This is a genomic window from Fontibacter flavus (assembly GCF_042432905.1).
GTDB classification, from domain to species: domain Bacteria; phylum Bacteroidota; class Bacteroidia; order Cytophagales; family Cyclobacteriaceae; genus Fontibacter; species Fontibacter flavus.
This window is the reverse complement of the sequence record NZ_JBHLWI010000016.1, coordinates 1-12,451: the sequence shown is the minus strand read 5'-3', so window position 1 is coordinate 12,451 and position 12,451 is coordinate 1. Positions and strand designations below refer to the sequence as shown.

The 12,451-nt window shown below is 40.1% G+C and carries 6 protein-coding genes; 2 read left to right on the top strand and 4 right to left on the bottom strand.

What is annotated here, in order from left to right; translation table 11 throughout:
- Positions 1–560 precede the first annotated feature (560 nt).
- Both ACFFIP_RS06985 and ACFFIP_RS06980 read left to right on the top strand, forming a co-directional pair.
- A complete protein-coding gene (locus tag ACFFIP_RS06985; protein ID WP_382386869.1) occupies positions 561–1,973 on the top strand; it encodes an SdrD B-like domain-containing protein in 1,413 nt (470 codons plus the stop codon).
- A 20-nt stretch (positions 1,974–1,993) separates the two neighbouring features.
- Positions 1,994–5,431, top strand: a complete 3,438-nt coding sequence (locus tag ACFFIP_RS06980) for a sensor histidine kinase (protein ID WP_382386868.1) — start codon at positions 1,994–1,996, stop codon at positions 5,429–5,431.
- A 12-nt stretch (positions 5,432–5,443) separates the two neighbouring features.
- On the opposite strand, the gene ACFFIP_RS06975 is transcribed toward ACFFIP_RS06980, so the two are convergent.
- The 4 genes from ACFFIP_RS06975 to ACFFIP_RS06960 all read right to left on the bottom strand — a co-directional run bounded on the left by ACFFIP_RS06975 (position 5,444) and on the right by ACFFIP_RS06960 (position 11,788).
- Entirely contained in the window at positions 5,444–7,072 is a 1,629-nt protein-coding gene (locus tag ACFFIP_RS06975) for a sensor histidine kinase (protein WP_382386866.1), read from the bottom strand.
- 86 nt (positions 7,073–7,158) lie between these two features.
- Positions 7,159–8,301, bottom strand: a complete 1,143-nt coding sequence (locus ACFFIP_RS06970; RefSeq protein ID WP_382386865.1) for an FIST signal transduction protein — start codon at positions 8,299–8,301, stop codon at positions 7,159–7,161.
- A gap of 53 nt (positions 8,302–8,354) precedes the next feature.
- Entirely contained in the window at positions 8,355–10,016 is a 1,662-nt protein-coding gene (locus ACFFIP_RS06965) for a flavin monoamine oxidase family protein (RefSeq protein WP_382386864.1), read from the bottom strand.
- A gap of 23 nt (positions 10,017–10,039) precedes the next feature.
- Entirely contained in the window at positions 10,040–11,788 is a 1,749-nt protein-coding gene (locus ACFFIP_RS06960; protein ID WP_382386863.1) for a thiamine pyrophosphate-binding protein, read from the bottom strand.
- Positions 11,789–12,451: the final 663 nt, after the last annotated feature.

Sequence of the window (12,451 nt, the reverse complement as noted above, 5' to 3'; positions counted from 1 at the left end):
ATCATATCGCATTCTAATATAGTGAAAATATATTCAGTTTTTCCAAGTCTTTTGATTTGATTCGACAACAACTCAAATTACTAAAGATCATTTAAAGTTTTGGGCAAAATTTTTTACCAATGATAATCCTTATTAATTTGATATTCAGTGAATTAAATTATATAAAATAGTACACAAAGATTCATTTACCGTGGATAATCACGTGTTTTTTTAATTTTTTTTACTTAGCGCAAAAAGTATATAAATTATTTGAAAAATTTCTTTTTTCGAGATATTATCTTGCCATAGATAAGTTAAAAGTGAAATTTGAATATAGTTTTTTCATTTCTTGGATATGTTTGATTACCAGTTGTAAAATGAATACCGTGAAAATATATTTGTTATAAACAAAATTGTTTAAATTAACACAAAAATTGAATTACACATATATAAAAAACCATTTCAAGTTGTATACAGCTTGTTTTTAAGTTTGACAATTATTGTAGTAGTTCAAGGCTTTGCGACCGACCTTGTGCATTTTTCTTTCAGTTCAGATTTTTAAAAAATTAAACTTTATTATTATGAAACGTACAGTAAAAAACTTGGCTTTATGGGTTTCGGCTGGATTTATCCTTTACAGCTGTGAAATGTCTTCCCTTTTGGAAGATGATAAAGTGATAGACCTTTTAGAAGAGGGGGTGAATGTATCACAAGGAGGTTCGGAGTCTTTCAGGATGGCTGCTTTAGGAACAGATTTGGATTATCCAGATTATATTACGGATGAGTTGAATGCAAGGAGTTCTGTTCTGATAAATACCTATAATATTGAATTTCTAAGTAGGGTGGTCAACGATTCAAACGCTGACAATATCACAACTACATTCAATTATAGGGTAAGTGGTACCGGTATTCAACCCAGCTTGGACAGTTTTTTTCTTGAAGTCCCAGAATGTGCAGTCAGTCCGCTTTCGTGGACACCGTCCAATGCTTCGTCATTTAACGAAGGGTATATCAAATGGAACAGTTCAGTTACTCCAAATAGCACTCAAAACTATGCAGTGACTTATCCCGGCATAGTAGGTATAGGCTTAACTGAGGCCGTGGTTACTAAAGGCAGCAACTCTCAGTCTGGTGTTGTCTTGGGTCCATGTGAAGGGATCTTCACCTTACAGGGCAGTATTTACATCGATTCCAATGAAGATGGTTCAAAACAAAATTCTGAAAGCGGCTTATCAGGTTTCCCTATACAGTTGATCAATAATGACAATGGTAATGTTATCACTACAATCCAAACAGAAGCTAATGGCTCCTTTTTGTTCTATGTTTTTGAAGGCAGTTTTACCGTGAAAGTTGTCACAGACCTGATCAACAGAAATTACAATCCAACTGGTGAGATAGAGCTGAATGTGGGTTTTGTCAATAAGGATGAAACCGGACTTGACTTTGGGTATTTGATTGACTCCCAAAAAATGATCAAAGAGTTTGAAGATGGAACCATTCCCTTAGACACTAAGGATTCCAAATTTTGGACAGCAGAACTAAGGAACCCAGGAAAGGGTCAATCTCAATATAATAGGGCTCAGATGTTGGATATTTTGGTGAAAATTGAAGGTCTACTACTTCCTGTTCCTTTTAATTTCGGATCGGATAAGATTGCTACAGCTTTAAGTATTATCACAAAGCCCATTAAAACAGAACTTGATGCATATTTACAACAATTGTTGACAGCTGAATTGAACATTGTCAGTGGAAGGGGTGCCAAGACGCTTGACTCCAACGGTAACGTGATATCTGATGATAAATTCAATGAAGCTCTGCTACGCTATGCAGAACCGATTGCATGTAGTGCTTTAGGAGCATGTGACTCAGGCTCAACTTCAAATGCCCGAGTTATTACTTCTTCAACCATCAATGCTTCCACTTCAGGGTCTCTTCGGGATGGTACTGAAGTTCTTTCCTCTTTTAATGGTACAGGAGGTATTAGAATAAGATAAATATTTGCTATTTTTGACTAATGCTGAAGCGGTTAATAGTCTTATATTTTGTAATCATATTATCCATTATTAAAGCGGAAGCTCAAGAGCTTCCGCTTACTCATTTTACAACTGCCAGCGAAAGTAATCCTTTACCTTCTGCAATGGTGACCAATGTCTACCAGGATAGAGAAGGCTTTATTTGGATGAGTGTTTTTTCCTCAGGTTTGATTCGGTATGATGGTGCCAATATGGTGCTTTATGCCCAGCAGGATGGTTTGCCTGATTTGGGAATATGGCAGGTTTTGGAAGATAAGCAGGGCTATTTGTGGGCATCTTCAAATGCTGGTATACTTGTGTCAGAAGAGCCGATTTCTTCTTACAAAAGTGGGAGAAGAGTACGGTTTACGACGCAATTTGGGGGGATTCCTTTATTTGATGAGGCATTGACCATCAACCATCTTGCTGCTGATAGCCATGGGAAAATATGGGTGGCTACTGTCGCCGATGGGATGATTGGTTATTTCATCAATGAATCAGGATTGTTGGAAGTAGACACTGTTGCCACAAATTTGAATTCTTCCATAAACCTTTCAGTAACTGCAGTATTTCCTAAAAAGACCGAGGGTTTGATTTTTGGATTGGAAGGGGGTATTCTGGCAGAGATGAAGAATGGGCAAATTGACATCGTCTATTCACCCCGTTCAGGATCAAATGAGCAAAACTTTGTTTCCATTTTTGAGGATGATCTCGGCCAGGTATGGACCTTTAAGCAAAATGGAGAGTTACTGCGGTTTGCTGGAAATAGACTTGAGCCTGAATTGGTTTCCAAAGAAGCCCAGACCAATATCACAGGGATATTTGTCATGGAAGAAGGAAATATCTGGACTTCCAATGCAGCTTCTGGGATCAAGAGGTTTGACGAAAAATCAATAACAAATTTGGGTGGCTTTACTCGGGCCAATGGACTGTTGAGTGATAATATTTTCCATGTCTATAAAGACAGAGAAGATAATATCTGGATTGCCCAATCAGGTGGTGTTTCAAAACTCCGCTTTAATTATCAAGCCTTCGAGAATTTCACAGCTGAGTCCAATGCAGGAGAAAAACCAGTCCTTCCTTCAGCAAAGGTCAATACTGTTTTGGTGCCAGGAACCATTGATTCTCCTTGCAAGGTTTGGGTGGGAACGGAGGGTGGTCTTTCCTGTATCCATCAGGATGGACAATCTACTGTTTTTGACGAAAGTGACGGTCTTTTGGGAGATTGGGTCAACGGTATCGAACAAGATCAGGATGGAAGAATATGGGTAGCTACCACTCAAGGTTTGAATGCCATTGTTTTTGATCAGAAACTCATTATCAAGGGGGCGGAAAACATCAAAAAAATAACCATCAGGGGAAAGAATGCATATTTGTTCAATATTCCGGAAAGTCCTCCTATCATTGCTTCGGAGAAGTTGACAATTCCGGGAAGTGGTGCATTTAGGAGTGTTGAAAGTATATGGTTTCCGGGATTAAGGAGTTTAACATTTGTATTGGGCCAAGAAGTTTTGGAATTAGATGAAAATTCCGGCTTACCTGCTCAATTGTTTAAATCGGTTGCAATAGATCAGGAAGGACACTTATTTGTCGGAACATTGGACAAGGGTTTGTATAAATCTGAGGTACCACTGACAGTAGAAAAACTGCAGGACCCAAGATTCCGTTCTTCCAAAATTTTTATGCCTTTTTGGAACACAGAAAATGGTGCACCTACCAATCATATAGAGAAACTTCTTTGGCATGAGGGGAAGATATGGGTAGGAACACAGCAAGGCTTGATTGCATTAGACCCTAATGCTCCCAAGATCCTAAACTTGATCAACAAAGAATCAGGTTTACCGGCAAATAACACCATAAGCTTTGCGGTATCACCTAGCTCAGGAAATTTCTGGATAGGTTCCAATCAAGGGTTGACTGAATTTGATCCCAGTACCAATGCTGTGATCAGGACAGTTACAAGATTAGATGGTCTGATCGACAATGAAGTTTGGCTGTATGGATCTTTGAAGATTGATCATAAAGGTCAGGTATATTACGGTACGTCTAATGGATTGTCCATTTATCATCCTGATTTTGATAGGATTAATAATGTTCCCCCCATTGTACAGTTTACTTTAATTGAAACCTCAATGGGTTCTGAGGACCGCAATGAAATTACCTTTGAATATGCCGCCATGAGCTTTGCCAATGTTTCCGGTGTCAGGTACAGAACCCGATTATTGGGTTATGATGACAATTGGTCAGAGCCGAGTACTGTTAGAAGATTGCGTTATACCAATCTTCCTGCCTTTTTTTGGTCAAAAAAATATACCCTGGAGGTCATGGCCATCAATGAAAGCGGAGTGGAATCATTGGAGCCTATCCGCTACAGTTTTAATATAGAGCCTGTATGGTGGCTACAATGGTGGTCTTTTATCATCTATTTGGTGATTTTAGGTTTGATACTTTATGTGTTTGATAAGTACCAAAGAGCCAAACTGATCAAAAAAGAAAGGGATGCGGCGAGGTTGAGGGAGGCCGAACTTCATGCCCAGACGGCAACTGCCAGATCAATGGCAGCAGAGGCTGAATCAAAGGCCCTTCAAACGGAAATTGAGAAAAAAGCCATTGAACTTGAAAAAGTTCAGGTTCTGGAAAAGGCATATAATGAGCTTAAATCTGCCCAAAATCAGCTGATTCAGGCAGAAAAAATGGCCTCATTGGGAAGGTTGGCTACAGGCATAGCCCATGAGATCAAGAATCCTCTGAATTTCATCAATAATTTTGCATCCGTCACAGTGGAGTTGATTGATGAGCTCTCAGTTGCGATCAAGGACAATGATCTCGAAGAGATTGATTACCTGATGGCCAGCCTGAAGGAAAATACTTCCAAAATTGAAAAGCATGGCCTGAGGGCAGATGCAATTGTACAGTCCATGGCCCAACATGCAAAGGTCAGCAAGTCAGCATTTGATTTTGTGGATTTGAACGGATTGATTGAACATTATCAAGAAGTAGCAGTCAAATCTAAAAAATCCAAGACTCCTGATTTAAAAATTATAGTTGAACTTGATCTCCAGAAAGACCTTGGTAAGGTGAAAGTATTCGCCCAGGAATTGGGTCAGGCCCTGCTTAATATCATAGGAAATGCTCTTGATGCAGTTTGGTCAGAAAAGAAAGCAAAAGGAGAGGCTTATGAGCCAAAAGTAATCATCACCAGTAGGGTGATAGAAGATTTTATAGAAATCAAAATTGCGGATAACGGACCGGGTATTCAAGAAGAAATCAGGGAACGGATTTTTGAACCTTTTTTTACGACCAAACCCACAGGGGAAGGTACTGGATTAGGACTGAGTTTATCCTATGACATCATCACGCAAAGCCATAGCGGCACGCTTACTGTTGAAACGGAAATAGGTAAAGGCACAGCGTTTTTTATCCATATCCCCCGTAATTGATTTCCCCTATTCTCACAGAGGCAGATGAATGGTAAATGTAGTGCCTTTCCCTACTTCTGAGTTGACTGATATTTCGCCTGCATGCAACTTGATGATATCATAAGATAAAGATAATCCCAAGCCTGTGCCCTGTCCGGATGGCTTTGTAGTGAAGAATGGCTGGAAGATTTTGTCCTTGATTTCATCAGGTATGCCAGAACCATTGTCGGAAACAGAGATTTCAATCTTATTGACAAGATTTTTTGTAGATACGGAGACAAGGGGTTGGTACTTTTTCTCCCAATCTTCATTTGGATTGGAACTATTGAAGTTTTTACGTTGGCTGTCTACCGCCTGAAAAGCATTATTGATCAAATTCAATAATACCCTTCCTATATCCTGGGAGATCACATTTACTTCAGGAAGGTTAGGATCAAAATCCGCTTTAAAATCAGCATTAAAGGATTTGTCTTTTGCCCGTAGTCCATGGAAACTCAACCTAAGATATTCATCAGCCAAGGCATTGATATCTGTGGGTACTTTTTCCTCATTACTTGTTCTGCTATGTGCCAGCATGCCTTTGACAATGGCGTCCGCCCGCTTACCATGATGGTTGATTTTGTCAAGATTTACCCGCATATCTGCCAGTATCTCTTTGACCAATTCTTCATCTCTTTCATCAGGATTTTTAGCCCATTCTTCTTCAATTTCTTCAATCAACTCATTACTGACTTCTGAGAAGTTGTTCACAAAATTGAGGGGGTTTTGGATTTCATGGGCTATTCCTGCAGTAAGTTGTCCCAGCGAGGCTAGCTTCTCCTGTTGAACCAACTGATCTTGGGTGTTGCGCAAGGTTTTTAGGGTGATTTCCACATTTTTTTTGGCGATTTCCAGTTTGGTGAAGTCTTCATATCGGTCATAGGCAACAGAAAAAGTGTCTGCCAATGAACGTCCCAATTCAAGATTTTCTTCTGAAAGGTGCTCAGTATTCCCTATATAGAGCATACCTTGTTTGAATGGAATAAAATGAAGTTCTAGATTTACCGGGCTTACCCCAGCTCCATAATGTTCTTTTGACTCAATATAGCCCTTATTGGCCAAGGTTTTTACCCAATTATTGAAGTCGGATTCTTTCCAGTTCTCTTTGTATACTTCCTGCCTTTTCCAGGCACTATATACTTTTTCTGTCAGTCCAATTCCTTCATAGGGGATATGTAAGACGGCAATAGATTCTTTTTGAGGGGTGTTGAGGAAGATCTGGAGGAGTTGTGCTTCTTCATCAATGATAAAAACCCCACAACGGATAAAAGGGACCTTCATGTTCTGTAGCTCCTCCCATATCAATGGAGAAATTTCTTTGAGGTCCTCGGCCCTTCTCATAGAAGCGATTTCAGCCCTGATCCTTTCCTGGGATGCCTGTCTGGAAGAAATGAAAGCTAACTTCTCAACTGCCAAGCGTTTTTGTTCAAGTTCTTCAATGGTTTCTTCCAGAAGAATTGATGTGGTTCGCTTTACTTTCTCTGTACGTTCTAATTTAAATTCAACATAAGCTAATTCCTTATCAATATTTTGAATAATTTTTTTCATTTCCACAAGTTGCTGACTACTGATCGATTCAGCCCCTTCAAGCATTTCTAAAAGCTGTTTGAGGAGTGGTTTCATATAAATAGATATGGGTATTAATTTTGGGTCTTTTGATAGAGGTTTTAGTGCCTGGAATGTAATTTATTAAAATTGAAGGGTTTATGTTATTGTTTTTCAGATAAAACCACCAAGGAACAGGTGTTGTTGTGAAATTCATGCTTTCCTTTTGTAGCCTTTCCCATTTCCCCATAGCTGAAAAAACCGATAAGTGGCGCATCCCAAACATTTTTTACCTGATCAATCTCTTCACTTACCATTGGGCCTAGGGATAAATGACGGGCTTTGCAGGAGAACATGATCATGGCATCCGCTTCCGGAATTTCATTGGTTTTTACTGTCTCACATTCACTGACCACTTTGTCAATGACAGAGTCATCCGGAGGAAGGGAGAAGCGTACTTTTGAACCTTGTGGAACACTTCCTGCACATACGAGGGACCTATCTTCTTTATTGGCAAATAAGGGCGCACGGATTACCGGTTCTGAACCTTCACGCTGCAGCTGCATAGGGAATTCTGATCCAACATTGATGATCACATCTTTCCACTCATCCAGATTTTTGTTTACGCCCATGTATTTGATGACCACATCCAATGCAGGCTGATCGTCTATGGTGTAAACCACATTACCTTCACTTTTGGTAATGGTGCGGATAGTTCCTACCGGTTCCCAACCACTGGTGGCAAGACCTTTTACCTGAATATGGTCTTCATCCAGTATGATGACCACCAAGCCGTTGATACTGTAGTTACCATTTGTGAACACATAGGTGCCTGACATTTTGAAATCATCACCTGCAAGTCCACCAAAGATGGTCACTTTGGATCCGACTACTTCTTCAATTCCACGGACAATCATCTCCCCATCAGTGCTGATACCTCCTGAAGCCACGATAAATGCGGGATTAGAAAAAGTTTCGAGTCCCAGTTTACCGATAGATTTCGCCAAGTCAATCGTTTGGCTATTACCTGTTTCAAGGTGAGTGAGTTTATAATATTTGTGATCAATATCAAGAAGCATGATGGCGACGGACTCTTCACCGATTTCCCCATCAATAAATTCCCCAGCTGTAGTGGAGCCGAAAATATCAATGTTGTGTTTTTCCAGAAGACCGCAAATGGCCTCCCTGTCTTGGGCAATGGATAGAAACACAATTGCAAGAGTAGGTTTGAATCCGTCTGCAATGGCCTCTGAAAAAGCAGTTTCAATTTCATTTGGTGAATTACCTCGAAGTGTTTTGGCTTTCATGCTTGTAGTTATTAGGGTTATTGGGAAAATTTGAATGCTATTGTATGGTAAAATTAAATTTTTGAGATGCCGTCGCTTGCAAAGGGCTTGAATCCAAATCCTTTGACCAACACATAATCACTCATGATTAATGCTCCTTCGACCCAACCTTGTTCCGGTGACCAAGACTCATTACACACGAAGAGGTTTGTAGCAGGATTATAAATTTTCGGATAAACATCTGTCTGATCATTGACATTAAGTTTATACTGATGATAGCCATATCCGAATTCGCCTTCACCCCAAACCCGGTAAGTGCTGAGGACAGGCATGGGTACGGTTTCATTTTCACTCAGTCCAAAAAGTAATTTGAGCTGTTTCATCATTTCAATGACCAGGGCTTTGGATGCCGGATAGGTGCCTGAAGGGTTTGTGGGGAATTCTTCAGTCTGGTACTTGTCGCCTATATTTTGGAGTTCCATCCAGAAATTTCCCCTGATATAATCTGTGTATTGGGTGAGAGCTGCCGGTCCGTTATAGGCTTTATCTTTTTCATCATCTGTAGGATACTGGGAAAAGGTATAAGCAGATCCTAATGGCAGGTCTGTAAAATTGGGACCGTTGGTAAGGTTGATTTTTCCATTAGAATGCCACCAACGTTCCTTGAAATACAAGCCAACTTTGGTCAATTCCATGTTTTTGACACTGTTCATTGCATTGATGAAAAGGGCATTGCCGGACAAAGCGGAAGAATTTTCCGCCAAAATCTTGAGCGGTTTTTTTGGAATGGCCAAAATGACTTTTTTAGCGGTATAGGTGATTTGTTCTCCTGAATTAAGTTGCTTGCCTTTGGCCTCATATCCAGATGCATTGGGAGTCAAGGATTCTACGGTTACCTGTAAGTCGATCTGTCCATTCAATTTTTTGATTTCAGCTTCTAAGGCAGATGGCAGGCTTTCAAATCCTTCCAAAAGCGTTTTGAAAGGGGTTTTGTCGGGTTTGGGGAAATCAAAAAGTATCTGAAGCCCTTCTCCGGCATTGATGTATTCCTGAAACGGTCCCATAAACCCAAATACATGGCTCAACATCTCGATACACTCTTGGGTGAGGCCATATTTGCGTAACATACTCCAAAACCCCCATTTGTTGATGATTACCGGTTTGCCTTCATAATCTTCAAACGTACAGTAATTTCTAAATTTAATCCATTCGATTGGTGACTTGGGAATATCTTTAATCTTGTCTTTATTTTGGCGCATGATTTCATTCATGACTTCTTGAAGTATATCGGATGGATTTTTACCTTGCTCTGAAGGTGCCAATGCAAAAAGCTCTGACCAGATTTTCTGATTGCTGTCATTCACATCCTTTTGGGAGAATGACCTTCCTCTGACATAATAGCGATTATTCTCATCCCCCATGATAAAATCAACAGGTGTGAGCTGATGTCCTGCTTGCTGCATGGTATTGATCAGTTTCCATAGGTGCTGCATCTGCCCACTTTCTTGAGGCACAAAGCGCATTCCGCCTTCCTCATCATGCACGGTCACTTTATTTCCGTTGACATCGTTGATGTCCACAAAAGTGGTTTCCAGTCGTCCGCCGGTGCGGTGTAGTTTTTCTACTACTTGAATATGAAGACCAGGGTTGGCAGATAATAGGCGCCAAGCAGCAAAAAGTCCGCTCATCCCTGCGCCTATGATTAAAATATCAGATTGTTTTGTTGTGTTGCTCATGTTTCCTGATTGGTGTTGAGGGATCATTTATTTACAAATTGAGACCAGGCGGAAGGATAATCCCTCTCGTTCAGGTTGATATTCACTAGAAAAGTGGCATCTGGATTAAGGTTGATGGTTTCCAGGACATTATGGAGGTCCTGTACGGTATTAACATTGGCAGCCAATCCATTTGATGCATTATTAGAAAAAGCATTCATCAAGCTTACATAATCCCACTGTTGTAGGACATTGGCATCTTCAAAAGGAGCTGTGGAACCGGGCTTATATGGTGCTGGATCGAGTAGCATTTGCTCCACACCATATACCTTATTGTTCATGACAAATACTACCGTGTTTCTTTTTTCCATGACCATAGTAGATACTGCTTGACAGGTAAGTTTGAAGGCTCCGTCCCCAACTATTACCAGTGTGCGGGTTCCTTCTCCGAAGGAGGCACCAAGTCCAGCAGGTACACTCCATCCGATGGATGCCCAGATATTTTGTGCTTGTATACCATTAGGTCTTGTTATTTTCAAGGAAGAGGTACCACCAAATGTGGAGAGACCAATATCGGCAACAATGAGGTGCTCAGCTGTGATAAAAGTGTCCAAAACCTGGTAGAATCCATCATAGGTAATAGGATCTGAAACTTTCGGGGGTGTAGGTGGGGTGGGAGCTGAAGGAGGAGACCATACAGGACGGTAGCCATACTTCTCAATCAGAGCCAGAAGTGCATCTAGCAAGTCAGAAAGCGATACCTGAACATAAAGTTCGTTACCGGCTTTTACCATACTTCGGGAGACATCAATGTCACTGATCATTCCCAAGTTGCTACTGTTTACTCCAAATTGATTCAGGTCTGTATTCCATACCCCCAGACCGATCAGACAGTCACTTTTTTGGATAAACTGATTGGTGTAAGCTGAGGTAAAGACCCCATCGTGTAAACCTATAAACCATGGGTTATCTTCGGGGATAATGGCTTTGCCAAGTAAACTGTTGGCAAAAGGTGCTTTTATTTTATCCAAAAGAGCGAGAAACTTATCTTGAAGGCTATAGGTCTGGATCTCTTTTCCGATCCATAAAACTGGGGCTTTGCTGGCAGAAAGTTTTTTATAGATAGACTGTGCAGCGCCGTCAAGGGCTGTGACGATTTGCTTTGCATATTTATTGGGGGGAGTAGCAGCAGCCATTTCTCGTAGTGTAGCAATTGGTTCGTAACTTGGAATTGGGGAAAGAATACCTACAGGATCAGCGCATGGCATATAGTAACAATCCTCTGTGATTTCAATTGCCACGGGTTTCTTTTGACTGATGCAGGTTGTTAAGGCGCTATCAATCTGAGCAGGAGCGTTAATGGGGTTGCTGATTTTTTCAAATGCGACCGTTACAGGTTTATAAATTTGAATATTGGCATCACCGCTTCCAACATTGTGGTGGTATAATTCGGCACCATTAATCTCGTCCAGCGATTTGGTATTGCTCAAAGTACCGATAATGGCGACTATAGGAATATCTTCCACAAAAGCACCTCCAATTGCATTTAATAAACTGAAGGATCCGACACCTGTGGTGACGGCAACCGCTCCAAGGCCATGGATTCTGGCATAACCATCAGCAGCATAGCCTGCATTGAGTTCATTACAGTTTCCAATGCGTGTCAGAGATGTCTGCGTATCGACAATTTCAAGAAGATCACTGGTATAATCACCTGGGACTGAAAACAGGTGGTTTACTCCCAGCTGTTGTAATCGGGTACTGAGATAGGTTACTACATTTGTTGAAGCCATGAAGGGAAAAGGGTTAAACTATTAAAAGAAAACTTTAAGTGATTTAATCATAAAATATGCGCAATAAAAATAAACTAATGATACAGAGAATAGGGTTAAGGCTTTGGAATCAATCCAAGTCCATATGCTATTTCATGCGGATTCAAATTTCCTTTTGCACCAGCATTTAGGGGGTAAAAACTTGGGATTTTCCTAAATGCTGTTTAGGCAAAAAACTGATATAGTCTTGTAATTATCTGCACAAAATAAGGTAGTGCTAAACCTAAAATCAATGATGACGAATAAATAGACTTATCAATTTATGCCCTCTTCCCCTCATCTCTTAATATTACTTAAATAAATTCTATAATGAAAGTGAAAAGGAAAAAATGAAAGCAAGATAAATGACTTTATTCAGTTGGTTGTCAAACCGATATGGAAGTAAGTCTGAATTCAAAGGTAAAGATTGAAATTTTTGGTCATTACGCTTAATGTGTTGATTTGTGCATCAAATACATGAAGACTTAAGTTTGAATTTTGCTCATGTGTTCCTGATTATTGGGGGTGTCCGAAAAGTCGAGACACCCTTTTTTTATTGTTGATCTTCTCTAAAATTATTATTTTAGAGTTGAACAAAATACAACAATGTCTAAGGTAGTTTTTAAAAATCAGACTGGCAATTGT